The 22380-nt window shown below is 52.8% G+C and carries 20 protein-coding genes, 1 tRNA gene and 2 pseudogenes; 8 read left to right on the forward strand and 15 right to left on the reverse strand.

Going from position 1 to position 22380, the window contains the following annotated elements:
• Window positions 1-52: 52 nt before the first annotated feature.
• Together ACIOZM_RS21890 and ACIOZM_RS21895 are read right to left on the reverse strand one after the other, a co-directional pair.
• Entirely contained in the window at window positions 53-808 is a 756-nt protein-coding gene (locus ACIOZM_RS21890; RefSeq protein WP_401217083.1) for a hypothetical protein, read from the reverse strand.
• Between the two features lie 88 nt (window positions 809-896).
• Window positions 897-1253, reverse strand: a complete 357-nt coding sequence (locus ACIOZM_RS21895) for a hypothetical protein (RefSeq protein WP_401217086.1) — start codon at window positions 1251-1253, stop codon at window positions 897-899.
• Window positions 1254-1377: 124 nt separating this feature from the next.
• On the opposite strand from ACIOZM_RS21895, the gene ACIOZM_RS21900 reads away from it, so the two are divergent.
• From ACIOZM_RS21900 to ACIOZM_RS21910, 3 genes and pseudogenes are all read left to right on the forward strand, one after another.
• Window positions 1378-2124 carry a hypothetical protein gene (locus tag ACIOZM_RS21900; protein WP_401217089.1) on the forward strand — a complete coding sequence of 249 codons (747 nt, stop codon included), beginning with the start codon at window positions 1378-1380 and terminating at the stop codon, window positions 2122-2124.
• Between the two features lie 20 nt (window positions 2125-2144).
• Window positions 2145-2210, forward strand: a pseudogene (locus tag ACIOZM_RS21905) (PH domain-containing protein); the annotation flags it as partial.
• A 132-nt stretch (window positions 2211-2342) separates the two neighbouring features.
• A complete protein-coding gene (locus tag ACIOZM_RS21910) occupies window positions 2343-2603 on the forward strand; it encodes a DUF6429 family protein (protein WP_401217091.1) in 261 nt (86 codons plus the stop codon).
• A 49-nt stretch (window positions 2604-2652) separates the two neighbouring features.
• Here the strand turns inward: ACIOZM_RS21910 and ACIOZM_RS21915 are convergent, their stop codons facing one another.
• Complete coding sequence (locus tag ACIOZM_RS21915; RefSeq protein ID WP_401217093.1) at window positions 2653-2982, reverse strand: hypothetical protein; 330 nt, start codon at window positions 2980-2982, stop codon at window positions 2653-2655.
• Window positions 2983-3394: 412 nt separating this feature from the next.
• Here ACIOZM_RS21915 and ACIOZM_RS21920 point away from each other — a divergent pair, with 412 nt between their 5' ends.
• The 3 genes from ACIOZM_RS21920 (at window position 3395) to ACIOZM_RS21930 (ending at window position 9538) form a co-directional block, all read left to right on the forward strand.
• Entirely contained in the window at window positions 3395-4663 is a 1269-nt protein-coding gene (locus ACIOZM_RS21920) for a DUF4062 domain-containing protein (RefSeq protein ID WP_401217096.1), read from the forward strand.
• A 1322-nt stretch (window positions 4664-5985) separates the two neighbouring features.
• Window positions 5986-8673 (forward strand): TrlF family AAA-like ATPase, encoded by a 2688-nt coding sequence (locus tag ACIOZM_RS21925; RefSeq protein WP_401217098.1) that lies wholly within the window; start codon window positions 5986-5988, stop codon window positions 8671-8673.
• An 85-nt stretch (window positions 8674-8758) separates the two neighbouring features.
• Window positions 8759-9538, forward strand: coding sequence for a hypothetical protein (locus tag ACIOZM_RS21930; protein ID WP_401217101.1), 780 nt, complete (start codon window positions 8759-8761; stop codon window positions 9536-9538).
• 195 nt (window positions 9539-9733) lie between these two features.
• Here ACIOZM_RS21930 and ACIOZM_RS21935 read toward each other — a convergent pair whose 3' ends face one another.
• From ACIOZM_RS21935 to ACIOZM_RS21990, 12 genes and pseudogenes are all read right to left on the reverse strand, one after another.
• Window positions 9734-10645, reverse strand: coding sequence for a DUF4365 domain-containing protein (locus tag ACIOZM_RS21935; protein ID WP_395593162.1), 912 nt, complete (start codon window positions 10643-10645; stop codon window positions 9734-9736).
• Between the two features lie 256 nt (window positions 10646-10901).
• Window positions 10902-11267 (reverse strand): histone-like nucleoid-structuring protein, MvaT/MvaU family, encoded by a 366-nt coding sequence (locus ACIOZM_RS21940; protein ID WP_130911741.1) that lies wholly within the window; start codon window positions 11265-11267, stop codon window positions 10902-10904.
• Window positions 11268-11487: 220 nt separating this feature from the next.
• Window positions 11488-12432 (reverse strand): chromosome segregation protein SMC, encoded by a 945-nt coding sequence (locus ACIOZM_RS21945; protein ID WP_401217104.1) that lies wholly within the window; start codon window positions 12430-12432, stop codon window positions 11488-11490.
• A 91-nt stretch (window positions 12433-12523) separates the two neighbouring features.
• Window positions 12524-15431 (reverse strand): annotated as a pseudogene (locus ACIOZM_RS21950) (DUF927 domain-containing protein).
• The gene (locus ACIOZM_RS21955; protein WP_102901546.1) at window positions 15428-15700 is read right to left on the reverse strand and encodes a DUF3077 domain-containing protein; all 273 of its coding nucleotides are present in this window, start codon (window positions 15698-15700) and stop codon (window positions 15428-15430) included. Before ACIOZM_RS21955 ends, ACIOZM_RS21950 begins: the two are co-directional and overlap by 4 nt.
• Entirely contained in the window at window positions 15697-15981 is a 285-nt protein-coding gene (locus tag ACIOZM_RS21960) for a hypothetical protein (RefSeq protein ID WP_073473331.1), read from the reverse strand. Before ACIOZM_RS21960 ends, ACIOZM_RS21955 begins: the two co-directional genes overlap by 4 nt.
• A 528-nt stretch (window positions 15982-16509) precedes the next feature.
• Window positions 16510-16815 (reverse strand): hypothetical protein, encoded by a 306-nt coding sequence (locus ACIOZM_RS21965; RefSeq protein ID WP_401217107.1) that lies wholly within the window; start codon window positions 16813-16815, stop codon window positions 16510-16512.
• The gene (locus tag ACIOZM_RS21970; protein WP_401217110.1) at window positions 16812-17420 is read right to left on the reverse strand and encodes a hypothetical protein; all 609 of its coding nucleotides are present in this window, start codon (window positions 17418-17420) and stop codon (window positions 16812-16814) included. Before ACIOZM_RS21970 ends, ACIOZM_RS21965 begins: the two co-directional genes overlap by 4 nt.
• Window positions 17417-17737, reverse strand: a complete 321-nt coding sequence (locus ACIOZM_RS21975; protein ID WP_401217112.1) for a helix-turn-helix transcriptional regulator — start codon at window positions 17735-17737, stop codon at window positions 17417-17419. The genes ACIOZM_RS21970 and ACIOZM_RS21975 overlap by 4 nt, the downstream gene beginning before the upstream one ends.
• Window positions 17738-17825: 88 nt before the next feature.
• Entirely contained in the window at window positions 17826-18665 is an 840-nt protein-coding gene (locus ACIOZM_RS21980) for a hypothetical protein (RefSeq protein ID WP_401217115.1), read from the reverse strand.
• 280 nt (window positions 18666-18945) lie between these two features.
• The gene (locus ACIOZM_RS21985; protein WP_401217117.1) at window positions 18946-20187 is read right to left on the reverse strand and encodes a tyrosine-type recombinase/integrase; all 1242 of its coding nucleotides are present in this window, start codon (window positions 20185-20187) and stop codon (window positions 18946-18948) included.
• Between the two features lie 164 nt (window positions 20188-20351).
• Window positions 20352-20436, reverse strand: a tRNA-Leu gene (locus ACIOZM_RS21990).
• A 108-nt stretch (window positions 20437-20544) separates the two neighbouring features.
• On the opposite strand from ACIOZM_RS21990, the gene queA reads away from it, so the two are divergent.
• Window positions 20545-21609, forward strand: coding sequence for a tRNA preQ1(34) S-adenosylmethionine ribosyltransferase-isomerase QueA (queA, locus tag ACIOZM_RS21995; RefSeq protein WP_401217120.1), 1065 nt, complete (start codon window positions 20545-20547; stop codon window positions 21607-21609).
• A gap of 14 nt (window positions 21610-21623) precedes the next feature.
• On the forward strand, window positions 21624-22380 hold a 757-nt coding region (gene tgt, locus ACIOZM_RS22000; protein ID WP_401217129.1), incomplete at its 3' end, for a tRNA guanosine(34) transglycosylase Tgt.

A 22380-nucleotide genomic window follows, 5' to 3' on the forward strand; every position in this document is an offset into this window, starting at 1 on the left:
GCACAGACCGGCGATGATAGCGCAGCCGGCGCCTTGAACACTTAAGCGAGGCTTAAGAGTCGGTTTTCTTTAGTTTCAGGTCGAGCAGTCGCCATGCGGCCTTGCCAACATCGTTGCCGTCCACTTGCTGCACTGAACAGTCAAAACGGTAGCTGACATCATCGCCCAGCATGTTCCGGGCTGAGGCAGTGCTGGTAATGGTGTAAGTCTGATCTTTGAAGCGCTGACTGCTGGCATTTCTGGCGCTTGAGATCACTGTCGACGCGGAAAAGCGCATGGCGCTCTTGATCAAGGGTTCGCAAATCATGGAGGCCATCAACGATTTGTCAGCGTTCGGATTACTGCCGGCCAATCTGCGCAGAGTGGCGAAATCGTGACCCACATTGTCCTTGAAGTCTTTTTCCAATGTCGAAGCAGGCAGACGTTTGCTGAAGTTCGGCAGGAGAGCTGACTCGGGCGGCGAAGGCTCATTCTGCGGTTCGCTGGCGATATAAGCCGGCAGGTTGTCGGAAACAGGAGCGGGCGCTTGCACGGCGACGACAGGCTCGGCCTCTGGCAGCAACTCCGCTGTTGGCTTGGCAGGCACGGTTTCCTGTACGACGGGGGCATCGGGTGACTTGGCCTTGGGTTTATTCTCGCCCGGAAACAACGACAGCGTGATCGACAGCACCACAATGCCGACAACAAAACCACCCGCCGCGCCGACGATGTTGCTGTAAACAAGATTCCAGCTACCGCGGTTCTTCACCACCCAGCGCCACATGAATCCCCATGCCGCGACCAATGCCAGAAAACGCAGAAACTCCATTCGATCCTTTCCTTAAACTTTCAAAAAACCTGCAACGCAGCACTCGCCGAGTCAGCTGCAAGAATGGCCAGCAAGATAGCAAAACCGACTAAAAGGTGAGAGAAAAGAAAACCAGTGTCGTTACTCCGCTGACAAAACCACAGAGCGCACCCAACAATTGCCGCGCGACCGGATGCTCCGGTTGTGGACGGTTGGCGAGCCACATCCAGACGCCGGCGCAGGCGCCAGCACTGGTCATGATGGCGAGTAGACTAACGCCTATGTTTATGCCTTCGTGCAGTTCAGTGCCGAACAGCGCCGCGTTCAGAACTGCCACGACCCCGATCGCGACCAAACCGGCGCCCGCACCGGCAAGATTGGCAAGAAACGGATGCCAGTCCCCTCTATTCCTCACTACCCATATCCACATGCCGACCAATGCTGAAATGGCAACCAGGGTTTTCATTGTGCATTTTCCTTAATCCGACTTGAGCGCAGAGCCACGTTCCAGTCACTCCATCTTGGCTGGACGGCAAGATATCAAAATAGTAGCGTCGCGCCACTGTCTTCAATCCCGTAATGGACTACACATGCTTACTGTTGCTTCCGCCACGCGCCTGCTCTGTGCAATCACCCTCGCTGCCGCCATGACTCCGGCCTTTGCCGAATGGCAAGAAGACCCGCAAAGCAGTTGGCAGTACTACCTCGCCAACTGCCAACGATTGCAGGAAAAAATGGCCGAAGTGCAAAGCGGACGCAAGACCGCCTGGGACGTGAAATTCGATCTCGAAGGCAGCCTGCGAACCATCAACCAGCGGCGCTCCAACCTTACTCAGCAACACCTCGGCTCCCGCGAATACGCTGCATGCGAAAACGTCACGGCCCAGGCTGAAGCCATGGCCGCCCAGGGTCTGGATGAATTCAACGCCAAGGTGCAGCAGGGGATACAACAAGGTCGGGTCGAGCACGAAAACTCCCCCGTCTACAAACGCGCGCGCTCACTCGGCTACAGCGATGTCGGCGAAATTTCCTTCCTGAAACTGCACGAAGATACGGATGGCGAAGCGCGCCTGAAAACCATGATGATCACCGTCGACGAAATCTGCGGCCAATACTTCCGCGCCACGCAATACGTGAAGCCGTATGTGATCTACACCGTCCAGCCTTCCGATGGCGGTTGTGGAGAAGTGAAGCGTGTGGCGGTGATGGGTGGGAGATCGGTGGAGAAGGGGGAATACATCGATGAGCGCGGAGAGTTTCAGTATGTGGGCTGGAAGAAGATTGTTGGTGCGGATGGATTTCCGGTGGAGATTCGGGTGTTGAAGGCTCGGCGTTGATAGTTGGAAATACTGGGCAGATGATCGACTTCAACAACAAAGGCTTCTTCAAGCTCAAGCAGAATGACGAATACGCCGAACGCGTGACGGGCGGTGATGACACCCAGCACCGGCTCGTTGGATAATCGGGCGCGGTGACTGATTCCGGCCGCTGCTGAATTTAATGCGCGATAGGCTGGGTAGCTATTACACGTTCGATGATGAGCGGAGCAACGATCATGGAATACGACGATAAATTGATTGAAGACGCGGTGCTTGCCCTGTTGGCAACCTTTAGTTCCGACAACGGCAATACGTGGAAAGGGTACGACTTCGAGATCATGAATCGACTGCATGAACAGGGTCTCATCAGCGATCCGGTGAACAAGAACAAATCGATCTGGTTGACGGAAGAAGGCCTGGAGAAAGGTAGGCAGACTGCAGACCGATTATTTGGGGACAGCGCTAAAACCGAACATCCCCCCAGCACTGATGTTTGACTCGGTGCAATCCGAATACTTGCGGTAACGCCACGGTTGCCAGGATTCGTTAAAGAATGTCTTTCAGGTAACCCTTGAGCGCGAGGAGCGGCTGATCGAGCTGCTCCATCGACCGCACCTGACTGAACTCAGCAGACAATTTGTGCAACTCCCGTCCCAGCGGCTTCTCGACGCCGCCCAGCGCATCCATCGCCAGACCCAGACATTCATTCACTTTGCACTGAATGGTCTCGACATCACCCCGGCGCATCAACAACTCGAAAACGTCCTTCTGATAATCGCCCATGACCATGTCGTCCCGCAGAATCGGGCTCAGACCTTCTTCCTCATAAGCCAGCTTGAGGGAGAAAAGGGCGACTGTTTCCAGTGACGTTTCCATGATGTGGTCCTTGGGGTTTTCGTTGGCCAAGAAGCTTAAGGTCAAAAGATCGCAGCCTGCCGTAGTTTCCAAATGATGTGGGAGCTTTATTGCAGGCGAAAAAAAAGGCCTTGCTAAGCAAGACCTTTCTTAATTTTGGTGCCCGAGGGAGACTGTAGCGTTCCAGTAAACTCGTGGCCTCCAGAGAGGTTTGCTGCCTAGGGATACATGTAGGGATACATGATCACGTTTGCTACCTAGTATGAGTAGTGAGGGGGGAACCTTGCAAACCCTTTGGTCTCACTTCGTCTGAAGTGGTTTGCGAGCGGCAGCCTCGCAGGGCATAGGCAGTTTGCTATTGCAGTTGACTCGGCGTCGTTTTCTTCGTCTTCTGCTAGTCTTTCGCGAATTTTTATTTAAACAGGGAAAGCCAGTGGCTAACAAACTGCGCGCATTTATCAGTAGCACCATGGAAGACTTGGGTAACGAGCGTCGTGCGGTCGTGCAGCAATTAAAATCCATGGGGATTGAACCGATCAATGCCGAGGATATGCCTCCAGTCGGCCGCTCAAGCTGGGATTCTATCCATTCAGAGATAGATCAATGTCATCTGTTCATTGTGATCCTTGGCGACCGTTACGGTTGGGAGCCAGACAGTGGTTATGGTGCGGGGACGGGTCTCTCGGTTACTCATCTTGAATTACAAGCTGCACGTCGTGGCTCTAAGCTTGTATTGGCATTCATGAAAAAGCTCCGTTACGGCGCTGCTGTCGACGTTAAGCGTGACTCATTACGTAGGGAGGTCTCTGACTGGGCCACTGGCGTGTTCCGGCAGGATTTTGAATGGGCCGATGAACTTGCTAGTAAGGTGGCAACGTCAATTAACAGCCTATTCACCGATGCACTGCTCAAACAGCTAGTCAGACGTGCCGATGAAACATCCGGTGTCGGTACACTCGCCTTAGTACAACCTCCTGGGGCCGCGATGTTGAAACCGCGCACTGAGAAGGTATTGCTCGCGGGAGCGGGCATGTCCATCGCAGCCGGTTACCCGACAGCTATGGTTTTGATGGGGATTCTGGCAAACGATCTATGGGGGCCACAGCAAGACACGACCCAACTGATGGTTCATAGCTTCAGTGATCTTGCCGCTTACTACGAGTCTGTTGTGGGAAGAGCTGGATTGGAAAACCGTATTAAAGAGGTACTCGATACACCTCAATCGGTTCAACCAACCCCGGCACATATGAAGGCAGTTCGTGCCTTCAGAAGTATCGTTACCACGAACTATGACAGACTATTTGAGCTTGCCAGTGAGCTGCAAGGTGTAACTTATCGTGTTGTACATCCATTTGACTTGTCTGTTAGCGATGACTTTAATGGACTTACGATTTATAAGCTTGTTGGCTCAGTAACGGCACCGCAAACGCTAATCCTAACCAGCGAGGATTTGTCTCGTGTGGCACAAAGACCGGTTTTTGAAAGAATTAAAAACCTAATCGCGCATAATGAAATAGTGGTGATAGGTCACTCGTTGAGGGATGGTAACGTTCAAACTCTATTGCAAGGTCGAAGCCCAAAACATGAGTCTATCTACGTTTCACCTTATTTAACTAAAATAGATGATTTGACGCTAACTAAATATGGCTTTAAGTCCGTTATGGCCACGGCGGATGGCTTCATGTCCAACTTTACTTTTTGACATGATATCCCTATGGACTCATGGCCACGCTGGTAGCTGAATTCATCTTGATGCCGAAACGTCCAATGTAGAGCGTACCACCCCACCTGAGCGGGTGCTTTGGCGGAGATAGATTCAAGAGAAAACTGGCCGGGGCCCCTGAGGATTTTGGTTCCATACGGGGTCGGAAACCCGCGGGTTCTTGGTAGTGGGAGGCCTCCCAGCTTACTGAAATTTCAGTCATTGAAATCGAAAGCTTTTGGTTGAAATAAGACATCGTTACTGCTTCGGTAACGATGGTCTTTTGTGTTGCTGATTCCGCACGCCCTTTGCCGTCAACCGAGTCAACCTGTCAACCAATGTAAAAAAGTCAGCCACTACCAAGATCCCGCGGGTTTTATGCCCCGTGTCATTCAGAAATGCTCAGGGTCCCCGCGACCACCCATCATCCTGTGCAACTGCACGGTGAACTGTGTGTTCACCCGGTTCACCTGTTCACTAAGCTGGGCACCTGTCCGCTATCAAAGTCCGGCGGGTTTCCGACCCCGTGTCTTTCAGATCTGCTCAGGGGCCCCGGCGCCCTCTTGAGACTTCGGGTGTTCATACAAGTAAGCGGTGTGTTAACACCTCATCAGTTCAGATCCGCACACCTTTTCGCTGAAGCGGTTCGGGTTTTCGATGCCGTGATGACCTAAACCCTAAAGGGGGGAGCCGTTTATGCGGGAACTTCTTCGCTGGAGGAACTCGATCTCCGGGGGAGAGGGGTGGAATACACCTTTGATGTGGTGTAACTCGTGTTACTGGTGTAACAGTTGTGGTTAACCATCTGAAAACAAAGAGAATTTCAGCGTTACACGCATCTGAAACCCTTCGTGGTGAAGGTGTAGCACTGGCAAATCGTGTAACGCATTCATTCACCGTAGGCTCGGTGTTCCTAAATTTTAAGACTTCGGGTTCTTGAACTATGAGGAGCTCGGAAACGATTTTGATGTTGCGAAGGACCTTGATACCCTCCCTCAGTCCATATTCGTACTTTAAATAAGCGCCGACTGAATTCACGTTCGTTGATCACGGCCATCCCTGTGCGTCTGTTAATCAGAGGCATCAAGCGGCGTTTGGGAGTGGAACAGAAAACATCATGCGACATCGTGTTCCAAAAAGCTGGCTATCTGCTATTGTCAGATAAGATTTTTTCAAAAACGGAATGAGAGGAAGAAATCATATCTGTGGCGGTGATGACAGCAATTGTGAAGTGGAGAGAGGTGTAGTTTCACAAAGCTTGTTTGTAGGTTGTTCTGGTAACGGCTGAGATAATCATAATAATTAAATAGAGAAGGATTGATATGAACGAAATTTTGCAAGAATGTTTGTCTCATCCGAATGGCGCTCAGTTCTATCGTGGTGACCTTCATATTCACTCCTACCAGGCGTCCCATGACGTTACCGATATTGATATGAACCCTGTCGAAATCGTCGCAACTGCATTGCGCGAAAATCTGGCCCTCATTGCCGTTGCGGATCACAATGAAATTAGCAATGTCCATGCAACAATGGTTGCAGGTGCTGAAGCAGGTGTTCTGGTAATTCCTGCTGTTGAATTGTCAACACCTGAAGGCCATTTATTATGTTACTTCCCTACTTTGGAGGCACTACAGAAATTTCACGGTAGACTGAATCTCGCAGATCGGGGAACACCCAACAGCAGATGTAGCGACGCAATGCTAGCATGTTTAGATAGCGCAAAATCATTGGGAGGTTTCTGCATATTAGCTCACGTGGATGGCGGCAATGGACTTGAGTCTAATCGTCCTGGTGGTTCGCCTCACAAGGTTGATATTATTTGTCATTCTGCGTTGTTAGGAATAGAGCTAAAAAGCTCTGACTCAAAAATCTCTTATGCTTTGGGCGATCCTGAATCTGTCCGCGCTCAAATTGGAAGTCAGAGAATTGATAAGTTAGGGTTGGGCGCAAGGCAGTATCTCGCAAGAGTGCTGAATTCCGACTCGCATACATTGAATGTCCTAGGCAGAAACGCTGCTCAAGCCAGAAAATTAACTCGCTACAAGATGACGGAGCCGACCTTTCAGGGATTGCGCCACGCACTAGAAGAATGCGACTCTCGAGTTCGTTTGGAAGATGAAGTTCCCACTGCAACCCCATTTGTGCTGGGTGTTTCTATTAATGGTGGTTTTTTAACTGGTCAAACGATTCACTTCAGCAGCAATCTAAATTGCATAATTGGCGGTCGAGGCTCGGGGAAATCCACTGCCTTCGAAGCAGTTCGCTGCTTGACTGGCACTGAATCGGAAGCTGAAGTTGTTGATTCAGAAGTGTGGCCTCAGCAACTTCATCTATTTTGGCAAGATGAGGCTGGTCAGCGCCATTCATTTGCTCGACCGATAGGCGGTAGTCTTGAAAATTTAGATGATGAAGGGGAAGGGCCCTTAAGTTTCGATATCGACTGTTTCGGACAGGGTGAGGCCGGAAATGTTCGTGAGCAAAGCAGGACAGATCCTCTTGCACTGTTGAAGTATCTTGATAAATTTACCCGCGTACAAGACGCCTTGATTGAGGAAAAGGCTGCAATAAAAATGTTGTCTGATATAAGTGGAAATATCGTAAAAGCTGAATCGAATGTTGGGCAAATACCGCAAGTACAACGTTCATTGTTAGTCACGAGACAGCAGTTAGCAGCTTTTGAAGCGGCGCAGGGAAAAGACGTCATACGTTTGCAAAGAAGTTTGTCTGCTGAAAAGGCAAAAAGAGCTAGTGTCAATGAAAAAATGGCTGGGTTAAAAACATTAATATCGGGAGAATCTGCTAAAGAAATGGTCGAAGCTATTTGTGCTGTTGTTCGTGACGCAGAAATAATCGCTGGGGTAGATGAGGCCAAAACGATAGATGACCAATTAATTAGCTTTTCCACTGAAATGAATGCTGCTTTACAATCAATTTCTGTAGCCTACGAAAGCCTAAGTGAATTAGTTTCTACGTCATTACAAAGTTGGGCACTTAAGGAACGGCCAATACGCGATGAAATTGACATAAAGAGAAATGCCTTGGAAGCACAGGGGATTAAGCTGGATATGGCATATATCACTAAGCTTGCTACCGAGGAAAGCACCTTGCTGGCATCACTTGAAAAGTTGGAAAAGTGGGTGCCTTATCTTGAGAAAATGCAGGCTGAGTATGCCGTTGCTCTAAAAAATCGGTGGGTTTGTCGTAGGGTAGTATCAAATTTACGACAGGCGTACGCAATTAAGGCATCTAAGGCGCTGGACGAGGTATTGTCTGATCTGAAGGTGAAGCTTCAATATGCAGACGGTGGCTATTCTCAATCAGCAGTAGGAATTATTGCGAGCGCAATGGGGTGGCGTACCTCAAATCAATCAAAAGCCCGCGCCCTTATCGAAGGACTGACAATTCCGGTGTTGTTAGAAATAGTATCGAAGGGACAAGTTGCAAGGCTGACGAGTATTGAAGTTAGCCCTGGTATTAAAATGTTTTCTACTGGTGATGCGCAGGATGTCGTAGATAAGCTAAAAGAGCCGTCAGTAAGATATTCTCTTGAGCAATGCGATATTGATGATTTGCCAAAGCTGACAGTTTCTCGACAGATAGATAATGGTGCTGGCGCAAAATTCGTGCAGCGAGAGTTTGCACAGCTGTCGCTCGGACAGCAGCAGTCAGTGCTTTTAGCCCTAATACTTTCCTCAGATAGCACTCGTCCGTTAATTATTGATCAGCCAGAAGATAATTTGGATAGTGAATTCATTGTTCAAACCTTCGTTCCAGTTTTGCGAAGAGCCAAAGAACGTCGGCAAGTTATAATTGTAACTCATAATGCAAATATTGCAGTCTTAGGTGATGCTGAGCAATTGATTGTTCTAAAAAGCACTAGTGACAAAAGCACGGTAATATCTAGAGGTTCTATAGATGATTCTATAGCTCGTGAATCTGCATGTAAAATATTGGAAGGTGCTCGGGAGGCTTTTACAAGAAGAGCAAAAATATACGGTGTGACACTCTAAAGCATTTTGGAGTCGACAGGTTTTCGTGATAGTTTATCTTTAGATACCTTGTTACATAATTATATCTGACTTTTAAGGTGGTAGTATGCCAAGTTTTGTATGGGACAGAGATACGGATGATGCATGGAATGAGCCATATGAGTATGAGGGGCAAGAGCAGTTTCATCGAGAAGCCTGTCAGGTTCTATCATTAATGAAATCTCACTATGCAGAAAAGGACATGCAGTTTGGGCGAGATGAGCAGTCACTCGAAAAAGCGATCTGGCTTATACAAATTGATGCCCTAGAGGCGCTAGTGGATGCATTAAAACTCACAGAAGAAAAGAGGCACAGAATTGCCTCGCGCTTGTTTCGTGATGCGGTTGAAACAATGGATATTTCGGCGTATTTCCATTTGGCGGGTGATCGAGCTAAAAAGGATCTTGATAAATGGTATCGGAATGAAGTGATCCCGCATCGAGTTTTTAGAGATTTTATTAAAAAATACGAATGCGAAGATAAAGCTAAAAATTTAAGTAGCCTTTACAGCGATCTTAGCAGGTACACGCACCGAACATATGGTGCAATAACTAAGAGTTATTTACTCGGGAGAGATAATAAAATTGCCTATGATGGGTTTTCCGAAAGCGGATTTAGAGTGTTGCCGCATGTGATATCTCTGTCGTATGCAATAATCGCGGCATTAATTAAAAGATTTATTGTCATTGCTGAATATACTCAGCAAATTGAAGTGGAAAAAGTTAATGATATTTGGTCTGCATCGTTAGAAAAAGAAACTGTGCAACGACGATTTGGCTCCGGGCCAGAACAGTTGTTAAGAACTGCTCCCGTAGAATTTATTTTGGAATTTGATGGCGATGACTGAATTGCGCTCCTGTATTATGGGCAGCTTCAGTGTTTGCTATTGTACGTTTCCGTAGTTTGGTTGGCTCTACCAATTCTTAACGGTTGGACGGCTGACCAAAAATAAACTGTTCCCGCTCTTTTTCGACTGTTGAATGCCTGCAGATTACGTTCAAGCCTATTTACCTAACGTTGAGCAGTTATAAGATTGGTGATTTCATTCGTCTTCGATGTACTCTGTGATTTTAAGAAATGACTTGCCTAGATCGTTGAGGACCAATTGGAGTCTGTACGACTCTACTTCGCCTGCATTATCTGCATAGGGATAGATATCAGAGGGTGACGGGATATAGGGCTCAAAGCCATGATCCAAGTCAGTTGCGCGCATCAACCGATCGCGATCGTCCTCTTCGAATTCTTCGTTTTCGTCGTAAAAATCCTGGTCGATAATTACATTTGCCCAAGGGAATAGAATATTAGCCAAGGATTTGATGCTCCTTGCTGTATAGAATACATGCCACTCTCTGTAGGTTTGTTCGTCATTGTGTTCATCATAAACAAAAACTTCGATCGGTGATCTGCCTAGGCTTTTGTTGTACCAGTGTTCTAATCCAACGCTAACCTTTTTTCCAGATTCAATATGTTGCATAAGTGGGAGGTCTAAAGTTAAGGCTCTGAGTTTTTGCTGGGATGGAGTTCCTTCAAAAAATCTCTCGAGCTCATTTTTGCAGTCTGCGCCATATATGTTTGAATAGGGTATCAGGACTTTCCAATGCTTTGCGGTCTTGGTAATTGTTTTCTGAGTGATTACCTGCCAGAACGTTTGCTTTGTTTCGGGGATGTGGCCAATGAGTAACACTGGTAGGGAGTGACCAGTCCAATATTCTAAATGGGTGTTATTGCCGTAGTAAGTGTAACCGCTGTCTCCCCGGGTGAAGTGGCTTGCGCCGGTTTTTATCTGCAACGCTATTAGTTTGCCAGTTGGATTTTGATTGTCATCTACAAACTCAATTTGAGCATCTACACCCATATCGAGTATTGGCTGCTCTCTGAAAATCCATCCAAGATCCTGCGCCGTGATGCCTTCGACTTGTGCGATGCCGATCCTTTCGGTAGGAGAGTAGCGCATGGTTGGTACCTTTACGTTCTATCCTCTCCAGCTGGAAGAGGTATTGGATTTTGAGATTCGAATATACGCATGTGAACGTAAATCTATATCAGGCTAACCGGAAAATCATGTTTTATCATATATTTTTACAATGGCCATTTTTCACCAAACGGCACCCTTAGCCGGTAAGTTTACACATCCTCCTGCCCAGGATTATTGAATGCCATTCGTGAGTCCAAAAAAAGGGCCCGTCATGGGCCCTTTTTTAGAGAGGTGTTTACTTCTTCAACCATCCCTCGACGACGTCGGAACCGTGTTTTGCTTTCCACTCTTTCAGCGCTTTGTGATTCCCACCTTTGGTTTCGATTACTTCGCCGGTATTCGGGTTTTTGTAGACCTTGAGTACGCGTGGTTTGCGTGTGCTGACGGCCGAAGCTGCTGATTGGTGCCGTACAGTGGTTTGGGGCTCCAGAATGTCGACGATGTGCCGCAGGCTAAACCCATACTGTTCGAGCAGCTTGCGCAGCTTCGTTTCGAACTCGATTTCTTTCTTCAGCCCATCATCACTTTTCAGTGCTTCCAGCGCTTGGAGTTGCTCGGCGAGGTGTTTTTCCAGCTGACGGTATTCTGCGAGTTTTGACATTGTCTTTCCCTTGTTCAGAGTGAGCGTGCGTAACTAATAAGATAAAATGAGCTGGTTATAAGTTCAGCACTATTTTCGACGGTTCAGTTGGCTTTCAATGTGCGTCATTTCCGATTTGATCGCGTTAATCGTCAGCGTTTGTATTGGACTGGATTTGCCCGGCCCTGCGTTGATGGTCTTCAGAAGGCCAATGAGGTGGGCCTTTCGAGTTTTGAGCGTGTCAGACCAACTGGCGCTGTTCTGTATCGGTTTGTTCATTACGTTCATCCTTACGTTGTTCCAGATTGCTCATGACTTCAGGTTGGTTCGGCGTCGCTAAGCCGTCGAGCTGGAACAAGTCCCGCGCGCGGTACTGGCGCGAGCGAGCTGATAGCTCTTCCCATGTCCACTTCCCAAAGTTCTCGCCTTGCTCTGGAACGGCAAGCTTCATAAGGCCAATCTGGTCACGGCCGAGCAGGTTGTAGTTCGCCCAAAGCTTTCCGCCAACCTCGAACAACGCTTTAGCGGCATCGTTCCATTGCTCTTCGAGTACCGTATGCGATAGCAACAGGGCGGTGCGCTCTATCTCTTTATGCTTTATCTGTGCTTCTACGATGTATTTATCTACGGTAACCAGCTCCTGCTCCAAGGCTGTCATGATCAGGTGTTGCCGACGATTGTGTTCGGTGGCCACCGTGAGGTTCTTCGCAGCCTTTTGCGCATCAGTATTGGCTGTCTTCTCGCCTTCGATGTCGCCCCACGCGACAGCCTGCGCGTACGCCGTGGCGGCGTCCGTTTCGGCTTGGCGAGCTTTTCCCATGTCCTCTTCCGCCTGCTGCTGAATTTGCTCCAGGCGTGTGCTGAGGCTCTGACGTTTCTCCCTCAATTCATGCTCATCAGCTGTCCAGTTGTCCATCGCTTCGATGTAGCCAGCCATCAGGGAATCGCAGTTGGCGAGGTTTTCTCGGCGATTGATTCGCCGGTCCAACAGATCGGCATTGAGATTGCGCGAGTCGAATTTGCCTTTCAATTCGCTGTACTTTTCCCGCAGTTCGCGCTCGCGTTCCGGTTCGATGGCGTTGTCGCTTTCCAGTATCGTCTCGAGGGGCAGCATGTCGGCGTGCAGCTGTTTTGCCTCGCTGCGCAGTTGGTCGCGGCGGTCTTTCAGTTCTTGAATTTCGTTCATGGTCTGGTCTCTTTCAATTCGATTGTGGGTTGGTTGAGTGGCTGGCGAGGCCGGGAATAAGCCGGCGCTACCTCGATCAGCAGAGATGCCCTCAGGCAGCCCGAGCCTCGCTCTCATCCATTCCCGGAATCGTCTTAACGATGTAGCAACGCTGCGTGCCGAGACCGGGTAACCGGATCAGGCTCGACGCCTTTCCGTCCTTCCCGGGTTCCAGAACACCGCGCTGCAGCAGTTCCTTGTTCACCGCGTTGATGTTCATGCCTCGGAAGATCTCCGAGCGCCATAGCTCTGGGAGCACGTAATAGGTGTTGGTGGTGTGCAGGGAGTCTCCGAGCCCGTGCTCCAGCGTCTTACGAAAACCGAGTCGGTCGATGGTGCGCGGCCCGTGCTCATCGATTTTTGCCGCCGTCGATTCCCAGCGCGTGAAGCGGCTTTCACCGAAGCGCTCGATGACCTGGCGCAGTCGCGCCAAGATCGCATCGCCCTCGAAGTTACCGACGCCGCCACGCTCGTTCATCCATGCGTTGAGGCAAACGCGAGCAGCGGTGGTGGCGGTTCCGTCGGGCCAGCCGGTGATTCCCATCGCGGTGGCCAGCTCACCCGCTGCGGCGGCGAGACCGAAGCGAGCAGCGGCACGGTGCGCTTGTCCACTGGCCGACGCTGGTAACGACTGGGCGATAAAACCTTCCAGCGTGCGGCGCAGGATGGCGGACCATCCATGACGCTTACCGGGTTCACACAGCGCCGTAAGGAAGGCAGTGAGCGGCGTGCCGTAGTATTTCGCTACGCGAGCCTTGAGCGCGTCGGACAGTGCCGCTGCATCTTCAAAACCATTGAGCGTATCGAACATGCCGAGGCCTTTGCTCGCATCGGCAGGAACGGCAAGCATGCGTACCTCCATGCCCGCTTTCAGCTCCTTGTTCGCTTCGGCCATATGCTGGGCCAACGTCTTTTCACCGGTGGAGAGGAAAAGCAAACGCCACTCTTGTACCTGTCGGCCAGCTTGCCCTCGATCGTTGGCGCGTGCCTTGCCGGTGCCGTTGCCGAGCATGTACACCGTCTCGCCGATGATGCGCGGGTCGCACATGCCGATTTCATCCAAGACAAGCAGGCCGTCGGAATGCCGCGGCGGCGATGGACTCCAGCGCGTTGTCGGTGGAGCGCCACGAACGCACCAGTCGCGGTCCGCCGTAGACCGAGGCCGCGACTTGCAAGTGTGTGGTCTTGCCGCCGGAGCTATCGCCATACAGGTGAAAGCCGCCTGATTCATGGCCGAGCATGTGCAGCAGCGGCCCTGCGAAGGCCACTCCAACGACAAATGCCAAACGATGGTTACCGACGCAAAGCGCGCCAATCTGCTCCTGCCACTGCTCAAGCGTGCCCGCTTCGCTGATAGGCGGAAGTTGCGAACCGGCCTCGTAGAAGTGCAGGTGTTCGCTGTGCGTACCGACCTGCTGTTCGGGCAGTAGAAAGGCTGTGTCATGCCAACCCAAGCGCGTGACCAGTCGAGCCCGTTGCGCGCTGTCGAAGCCGCCGAGATAACTCTGCAGGTCATTGCGTGCATTGCGGCCAGAGCGACTGCCTGCGAGGCGTAGCCCCATGTCCACTAGTGGTCCGAGCACATCTTTGCCGAAGTCACCGGTCATGGTGCGGGCCGGGATGTTCCAGCGTTTCTTGGCGCCGTCGGGATCGTCGAATTCAACCAACAAACCCCAGTTCTGACCTTTGTCGTCGCGAGTACGGGCGAGGATCTCCAGTGGTGAACACACTGGACGCGCTTCACCGTCGTCACCGGCATAAAACACACCTTCTGACGTCAGCCGAAAGCCGCCGGGCATCAGGTCGGTTTTCGATTTTGTCGGGCGCTTGGCTGCGGATTTCGTCTTCGCGTCCGTCTTGGCTTCAGTTTGCTCAGGGGCTGTTTTTTCCTCGACCAAACCAAACAGCTCGCCGCTGCTTTGCAGCTCGGCGAAATGCGCGGCTGTCCAATTTTTGGTGAGCGCATTTGCAGCGTCATCACCGTCATCCCATTGACCACCTTTGGCGAAAGCGGCGCGGCCACTTTTCAGCGTGGGCTTACGTTTGAACGAGTCCAGAGCGATGAAACGAACCGAGGCGACGCCGATTTCGCGCAGCTTCTCGGCGACGGCCTCCATGCATGCTTTACCGCTGTTGTCGTTGTCAGGCCACAGCAGCACGTCTCGGCCTTTCAGCGGTGTCAGGTCGGCTTTGTGCCAAGAGTTGGAACCGTTCGGCCAGCAGGTGGCCACGTGGCTCGGCAGCAGTTCGGCGGCAGCGTCGGCAGCTTTTTCGCCTTCGCACAAAACTACCGGTGCATCACTACGTTGAGCCAGTTCATCAAGTCGCAACAGCGGACGTGGATCGGGCAGACCCTGCCAGCGCCATTGCTTGATTTGGCCATCGGCGCGCTCGCACCATGTAAGGGGTGCAAAAACCTTCTTCGGCTTGCCGCCCTTATCGGGCGCGAGGTCGAAGCGATAGAGCGCCATAAGCGGCTGACCTTGAGCGTCACGGTAGATCCACACCTTGGACGGTGCGCCGTGCTGCCGATGCTTGGCCGGGCACTTGTTCATGGCCTCCGCTGGTATCGGCTGAATGGCAATCCACTCAGGTGCCTTTGTTTTGGCAGGCGCGATCTTCGCCTGGGCGGCGCCGGGCGACACGTTGAGCAATTCTGCGAGTTGGTTGCAGGCCTCGATGTCGGTGCCACCGTCCAGATAGCGCACCAGATCAATCAGGTCGCCACCCTTGTCGCCGGTGGCAAAGTCGGACCATGTGCCTTTGCTCAAACTGATCTTCAGCGAACCGGCGCGCTTGTCGCTGCGGGTTGGATTCGGTGCGGTGTATTCTTTGCCGCCATCGACGCGCTTGCCGTTGGGCAGCCAGTGCGACAAGACACGATCAATGTCTTTCAGCGCGGCGGCCTTCACGTCGGCAAAACTTGGACGTTTGGTGTTGCTATTCGGGCGCTGGCTCATGTGTCAGCCCTCGGCAGAAACAGTGCGTCGTTGATGTCATCAATCAGCGCTTTGGCCATCTCGCCAAGGTACAGAGCAGGCCAACTGAAACGCTCACCGCTGTCGCTCATGGCGGCGTCGAAGTTGAGTTGGTTGGCGTGATGCTGCAGCAGGGAAACCATCTCCAGTGCGTCCTCGACCGGTACTCCGGCATTGACCCGGAACAACTTCAAGTCGGAGGCGTTCACGCGAGTGAAGGTGGCATGCCCGAGGGTGGTGGAGGTGTTCATAGCGCACCGCCTTTCTGCGCAGCAGGCGTCGAGGTGGAGTCGCCGTGCAAGGTCAGTGTTTTAATCAAACCAAGAGTGCCGCGCACGTCCCAGAGGACGGCCGCGATAACGTGGTTAGCAAGGCGCGAGGAGTCGCTTTCAAAGTGTTCTTCAAGCAACGTCAGCACCGAGTCGGCGCGAGCAATTGCGCAGGTAATGGCGTCAATGGGTACACCGGCTTCTGCGGTCGGATTCACGCAGAGCAGGTCTTCGGGCAGGGCGAAACTCAAAGCGTTGTTCATTGGGCACCGCCTGCGGTTTCGAGTGCGCGGGCTTTGGCCATGTGAGCGTTGTAACGGGAGAGGCGTGTAGCGAGGCTGGAATTGGCGTGTAGAGCGGCGAGAGCCATTGCACGGTGTGCAGCGGCGCGAATTTTGGACGGATTGAGGGCGTGCATCTGGCGAAGCTCCTATTGTTGAGGAGCTGCCACGTTCGTTACCAAGCGAATGGGTGGCAGCTGTGCGCAGGTTGGTAAACCGGGACAATAGGAACCCGGCAGACCCGAAGGTCTCCCACGCACAGCCGCCATAAAACGGATTTGCGGGCGCAAAAAAAGCGCCTGCAAAAGAGATATGGGCGCTGTTGCGCCTATTGTTCAACGGGTTACCAAGCCCGGTCACTGAGTTTGCAGCGACGGCCAAAGAGTAACGTCCGTTTTTCGAAAGTGCAACTGCGCTGATGGCTTGCGGTTTTTTCAGGTGCGGCATAAATTGTTCGTGCATGTAGATTGACCTCAACGCCTCCGGATCGCCCCCGGAGGCGTTTTCGTTTCAGGCATGGGCTTCCCAGCGCAGGGATAGGAGCGGTAGGAAGCCGCCGCTGAGCATCGAGCGGGCGTCTTCGTAGGCTTGGGTTTGCTGGCCTTCGTCGACGATCACCGCGCCGCTTTTTTCGCAGTGGAGGGAGAGGGCGCACCAGGTGCCGTCGGCCCAACTCAGTACGCTGACCACGCGGCCTCGCTTTTCCTGTTGGCTGCGGTGGCGTTCAAGGCGCTGCATGAGGCGAGTAGAAAATCCGATGCGGCGCAGCACGGAGAACGGATGCATCAAGGCGTTATCAGCGATATTGCGATTCATGCCGCCTCCTGCGCATTAGCGAAAAGTGGAGGCGGTGTTTCGCCTTTAAGCCAGGCTAGGATCTTGCTGTCTTCAACACAGCGGCGACGGTGTAAAACGGTCATTTGCTCGCGGCGTTGTGCAACACACTCCTCGACATAACCGTTTAGGTCGGAGGTCAAGCGCATATCTTGATGAGCGCGCTCGCTTGTCGTCTTCTCGACGGCAAGATCCTCATCCGTGATGCGTTGCCATACCGCCGGATCGTTCGCGAATCCCGCTGATTGATCGACGAGCCAGTAGGTAACCCAGTCGGTCATGCCGCGCGATTTCAACGAGGCGAGGCGGCTTTCGCTCATAGCAAAATAGCCGGAGCCGTGAACGCTCGAAAACTCTCTGCGCACCGCATTTTTTAGGATCAGCTCGGGCAGTTCCCAAGGATTGGCTTTGAGTGGAAGCACGAGACCGTCAGGGCTGAAGAAGAACGCATCTTGCTCTTCGCCGTTCCAGCTCACGCCCGCAATAGTGCGATGACGCCAGTTAATCTCACCAGGTTGATAGAGGCGGAATCCGATGCTGTACGAGTCAAAGAATGGTCGCTTGAAAGGGCAGTAATTGCGCTTCATGCGGCCACCTGATCCCGGGCCTCAATGCGGCTTTTGACCCAGCTCTGGACTTCAGAAAGAACCCACGCGACAGGAGCTCCGCGTGCGTTGCTATTGCTCAGTTTTACCGGTCGTGGAAAACCACTTTCAGGGCACTGCATCAGCTTGTAGAGAGTCGAGCGCTTGAGTCCCGTAGCTATCTCAAGACGCGGCATGCGAATGAGGGTAGTGGCGGGATCAAACGGAGTGGCTAGATCTGGTACGGCGGAAGGAGAGTCGAAAGGATTAGCAAGATTTGAAAAGGTTGGAGCGGGGAATTGGGTGAGGTTCTTTGTCATTGGTATTGCTCTCGATTGGTTTGGACGAGAGCAATGGTCTAGAGATTGGGCGCCGGTGAGCAGTTCACTTCCATTTGAAATTTCAGGTTTACACCACGAAGTTGCGCTTGAGAATTGCCTCGACACTTTTACGAGACAACGCCTTTTCGGTTTCAAGGGCGATCCACTCAGGGCGCTGCGCGGGTGGCTTTGCGACTTCCTGCTCGAGCCAGGAATGTACCTTCGAGGTGATATCCCTGTGTGACATGCCGCTCGCCAAGTAATGAAGGGCCTGCTTAGTGATAGCCGCATCGCGAGTGGTCATGTCTTGAGCTCGCCCTATCCCACTGACGACGCCACCTTTCTTGCGAATGGCGTTTTTGATAGCTCTATCTGCAGTCGGGGTCAGCTCATCATCGATAAGGCAGGGGAGTGAAGTAATCGGCTCCAGATGAAGCACATATTGCTCGAGCGCCTCAATGCGTTCCCGCGGGTCAATCTGAGTCTCGACGAAATTACAGTAGAAGCTCCAAGGCCAGTCGGTCGGATGCTTCGACACGTATGACCAGACCTTCTGATCGGCTTCACGCATCCAGTCGCTCAAAATGCCGAGTGCCTTCACAGCGCAGGCCATGATGTAGGCCGCATGTGCCTCTCGATCCGAAGCAGCGTGACACCCGCTGTATTGACGAACCCAGTGCGCGAGGCGCGCTCTGGGTTCGGTAGAGGCGTACTGGAAAATGGTTTCCTCATGCATGGTCGCCTTGATGCACATACTGCTGAGATCGCTGCTGATGCCGCTGCTCTGGATGCGCTGGCAACACTGATCGATCAAGTAACACACATCAGTGAGCTGTTCACGGCACAGGGCATAAAGCGACTGGTCAGATAGGAAACCCCTCAAGCCAGACGTAAGTGCCGAATGCGCGATGCTTTGGTTAGTAGTCATTGGTCAGTGGCTCGCGCATCGTCTCCGCTTTGATCCCACGCCCTATACTTTGCGAGCGTAACCAGCGAAAGCCCTTTGTCAGCGCGGGGCAAGCAGCGGCCCGCAGCAGGACGAAGCCTCGTTTTGGCGTTACACGTTTGTGCCGAGTTACATCGGGTGTACGAGCAGCCGCGCAATCGTGTAACAAGCCTGATAGTCAATGAATTCGGGCGTTTGGTAGCAGTCGTTACATGCGTAACACCTGTAACACCGATTTTTGAGAGGATGTGGATAATCACGTTCATACCACCTCGGCGAAATGCCCGAGAACAACATTACCCGCCGCCAACTGGTCCAGATAATCCGCGTACCACTGCATCATCTTCACTCTGTGATCGAGATATTGAGCCTTGTTGTAAATCCCTGAAATTCCCTCTTCTTTGTGAGCGAGCTGGGCTTCTACGTGCTCTTTTGGCCAGCCGTGTTCCCTGAGTAAAGTGCTAGCGGTATGTCGAGTTCCATGACCGACCAAGCGACCTTTGTAACCAACCGTCGCGAAGACTTTGTTGATTGTGTTCTCACTGATTGTCGGGTTCTTGGCCCCGACACCGGGGAATAACCACCGACTGCGTCCTGTTAGGCACTGGAGTTCCTTCAGGGCGATTAGCGCTTGCCTAGGGATCGGGCATACGAAATCCCTGCGCATCTTCATTTTGGCGGCTGGCGTCGTCCAGATCGCTTTATCAAGGTCGAACTCCTTCCATTCGGCTAAACGGACCATCCCCGGTCGCGATGCCGTCCATATGCACAGCCATGCCGCTGTTCGAGCCGTTAGCCTGCTGGGGGTGTGTCTTAGTGCGTTCAAGAAGTCGCCAAGCTCAGGTTCCAGCAAATGAGGATGCTGTTGAGTTTTCGGTGCTTGAGCGGCGATATCGCGAAGTCGGCTTCCCGGGTCGTTCTCGGTCAAGCCTAATCCAATGGCTCGACCGAAGATCTGATTGATCCAGGTGCGACACTTTTCCGCTACGTTGTGAGCGTCTCTCGCTTCTATGGATGCTTGCAGATGTGCGCAATCCGTCCGGGTGATTTCGTCGAGAGGTTTGTCCCCGAGCGCCGGGAGAATGTCCTTGTCGAGGTATGTGCGAATCTTATTGAGGGTGGACGGAGCCAGGCCCTTTTCTTCTTTCGCCTTTAACCAAGCATCAGCAGCCGCTCGGAAGGTTCGAGTTTTAGCTGCATTTATTGCCGCTTTTGCAGATCGCTTTTGCTCGAGAGGGTCGGCACCACTGCTCACTACTTTGCGTAGCTCGGCAGCTTTGTCTCTTGCTAGCGCGCCGCTTACCTCTGGGTAACCCCCCAGCCCCATCCACGCCCAATTACCCGCCGGGCGTTTATAGCGGAGCTGCCAAGATTTGCCCCCATCAGGTTTGACCCTGAAGTAGAGGCCATTTCCATCCAGCTCTCGGTATTCCTTTGATTCCGGCTCCAGCCCCGCGAGTGTGGTATCTGCTAGAGGCCGACGCTTGATATCTGCGCGCTTCATCCTTGTATCCCAAAGTTCGGTACTTTTCTCAGGATACAAGCAGGGATACAGGGATACAACGGATAAGGATGGACAGGGGTAGACAGACAGGCACAAAAAAACCGACCAAGTGGCCGGTTTCTTTGGGTCTGAGAGACTGGTAGAGACTCTCAGATACAGCTATATGGTGCCCCGAGGGAGACTCGAACTCCCACTCCTTTCGAAAACGGATTTTGAATCCGCCGCGTCTACCAATTCCGCCATCAGGGCTCAATGGCGGCGAAGTATAGAGAGGTGATTACCGTTGGTCAATCACGTTTCATGGTCAATTTTCGATATTTCGGCTAGACTTTCGGGCCCTGCTAGACGAACCCCATCATGCGCGTTGCTGACTTTACCTTCGAACTCCCTGATTCGCTGATCGCTCGCCACCCTTTGGCCGAGCGTCGCGGTAGTCGCCTGTTGACCCTTGATGGGGTCAGCGGCGCCCTTGCACACCGTCAATTCACTGATTTGCTTGAGCATTTGCGCCCGGGCGATTTGATGGTGTTCAACAATACCCGGGTGATTCCGGCGCGGCTGTTTGGCCAGAAAGAATCCGGCGGCAAGCTGGAAATTCTGATCGAACGAGTGCTCGACAGTCATCGCGTGCTGGCCCATGTGCGCTCCAGCAAGTCGCCGAAGCCGGGTTCGAAGATCCTCATCGACGGTGGTGGCTCGGCTGAAATGCTCGCACGCCACGATGCGTTGTTCGAGTTGGGCTTCGATGAAGAAGTGCTGCCGCTGCTCGATCGCGTCGGGCATATGCCGCTGCCTCCTTATATAGATCGCCCGGACGAAGGCTCGGATCGCGAACGTTATCAGACCGTGTACGCCGAGAAGCTCGGTGCGGTGGCGGCGCCGACGGCAGGGCTGCATTTCGATCAGACGCTGATGGAGGCGATTGCCGCCAAGGGCGTCGAGTCGACTTTCGTGACGCTGCACGTTGGCGCGGGTACGTTCCAGCCGGTGCGCGTCGAGAAGCTCGAAGATCACCACATGCACACCGAATGGCTGGAAGTCGGCCAGGACGTGGTCGATGCCGTCGCCGCTTGCCGGGCGCGTGGCGGTCGGGTGATTGCCGTGGGCACCACCAGCGTGCGTTCGCTGGAAAGTGCTGCGCGTGATGGCGTGCTCAAGCCGTTCAGTGGCGACACCGATATCTTTATCTTCCCGGGCCGACCGTTTCATGTGGTCGATGCGCTGGTGACCAATTTCCATTTGCCTGAATCCACGCTGTTGATGCTGGTTTCGGCGTTCGCCGGTTATCCCGAAACCATGGCCGCCTACAAGGCCGCCGTCGACAACGGATACCGCTTTTTCAGCTACGGTGATGCGATGTTCATCACGCGTAATCCTGCGCCGACTGCCCCTAAAGAATCGGGCCCAGAGGAAACTGTATGAGTCGCACCTGTCGTATGTCGTTCGAGCTGCTTGCCACTGATGGCAAGGCTCGCCGTGGTCGCCTGACCTTCCCGCGTGGCACCGTCGAGACCCCGGCTTTCATGCCGGTGGGCACTTACGGCACGGTCAAGGGCATGTTGCCGCGTGACATCGTCGCCACCGGCGCGGAGATGATTCTGGGCAACACCTTTCACCTGTGGCTGCGTCCTGGCACCGAAGTGATCAAGAAGCACGGCGACCTGCATGATTTCATGCAGTGGAAAGGCCCGATCCTGACCGACTCCGGTGGTTTCCAGGTGTTCAGCCTCGGCGCGATGCGCAAGATCAAGGAAGAGGGCGTGACCTTCGCCTCTCCGGTCGACGGCGCCAAAGTGTTCATGGGCCCGGAAGAATCGATGCAAGTGCAGCGCGATCTCGGTTCCGACATCGTGATGATCTTCGACGAATGCACGCCATACCCGGCTGATGAAGACGTCGCCCGTGTGTCGATGGAGTTGTCGCTGCGCTGGGCTCAGCGTTCGAAAAATGCTCATGGTGAAAACACTGCGGCATTGTTCGGTATCGTTCAGGGGGGCATGCACCAGGATCTGCGCATGCGCTCGCTGGAAGGTCTGGACAAGATCGGCTTCGACGGTCTGGCCATCGGCGGTCTGTCGGTGGGCGAGCCCAAGCACGAAATGATCAAGGTGCTGGATTATCTGCCGGGCATGATGCCGGCGGACAACCCACGTTACCTTATGGGCGTTGGCAAACCGGAAGATCTGGTTGAGG

The sequence above is a fragment of the Pseudomonas sp. NPDC087346 genome, from assembly GCF_044744235.1.
GTDB lineage: Bacteria > Pseudomonadota > Gammaproteobacteria > Pseudomonadales > Pseudomonadaceae > Aquipseudomonas.

Coding starts and splice junctions, on each gene's coding strand:
- ACIOZM_RS21980 (WP_401217115.1), bottom strand. CDS start 18,665: ATGACTACTAACCAAAGCATCGCGCATTCGGCACTTACGTCTGGCTTG.
- ACIOZM_RS21925 (WP_401217098.1), top strand. CDS start 5,986: ATGAACGAAATTTTGCAAGAATGTTTGTCTCATCCGAATGGCGCTCAG.
- ACIOZM_RS21895 (WP_401217086.1), bottom strand. CDS start 1,253: ATGAAAACCCTGGTTGCCATTTCAGCATTGGTCGGCATGTGGATATGG.
- ACIOZM_RS21890 (WP_401217083.1), bottom strand. CDS start 808: ATGGAGTTTCTGCGTTTTCTGGCATTGGTCGCGGCATGGGGATTCATG.
- ACIOZM_RS21945 (WP_401217104.1), bottom strand. CDS start 12,432: ATGAACGAAATTCAAGAACTGAAAGACCGCCGCGACCAACTGCGCAGC.
- ACIOZM_RS21985 (WP_401217117.1), bottom strand. CDS start 20,187: ATGAAGCGCGCAGATATCAAGCGTCGGCCTCTAGCAGATACCACACTC.
- ACIOZM_RS21930 (WP_401217101.1), top strand. CDS start 8,759: ATGCCAAGTTTTGTATGGGACAGAGATACGGATGATGCATGGAATGAG.
- ACIOZM_RS21900 (WP_401217089.1), top strand. CDS start 1,378: ATGCTTACTGTTGCTTCCGCCACGCGCCTGCTCTGTGCAATCACCCTC.
- queA (WP_401217120.1), top strand. CDS start 20,545: ATGCGCGTTGCTGACTTTACCTTCGAACTCCCTGATTCGCTGATCGCT.
- ACIOZM_RS21935 (WP_395593162.1), bottom strand. CDS start 10,645: ATGCGCTACTCTCCTACCGAAAGGATCGGCATCGCACAAGTCGAAGGC.
- ACIOZM_RS21960 (WP_073473331.1), bottom strand. CDS start 15,981: ATGAACAACGCTTTGAGTTTCGCCCTGCCCGAAGACCTGCTCTGCGTG.
- ACIOZM_RS21940 (WP_130911741.1), bottom strand. CDS start 11,267: ATGTCAAAACTCGCAGAATACCGTCAGCTGGAAAAACACCTCGCCGAG.
- ACIOZM_RS21970 (WP_401217110.1), bottom strand. CDS start 17,420: ATGAAGCGCAATTACTGCCCTTTCAAGCGACCATTCTTTGACTCGTAC.
- ACIOZM_RS21910 (WP_401217091.1), top strand. CDS start 2,343: ATGGAATACGACGATAAATTGATTGAAGACGCGGTGCTTGCCCTGTTG.
- ACIOZM_RS21955 (WP_102901546.1), bottom strand. CDS start 15,700: ATGAACACCTCCACCACCCTCGGGCATGCCACCTTCACTCGCGTGAAC.
- ACIOZM_RS21915 (WP_401217093.1), bottom strand. CDS start 2,982: ATGGAAACGTCACTGGAAACAGTCGCCCTTTTCTCCCTCAAGCTGGCT.
- ACIOZM_RS21965 (WP_401217107.1), bottom strand. CDS start 16,815: ATGAATCGCAATATCGCTGATAACGCCTTGATGCATCCGTTCTCCGTG.
- ACIOZM_RS21975 (WP_401217112.1), bottom strand. CDS start 17,737: ATGACAAAGAACCTCACCCAATTCCCCGCTCCAACCTTTTCAAATCTT.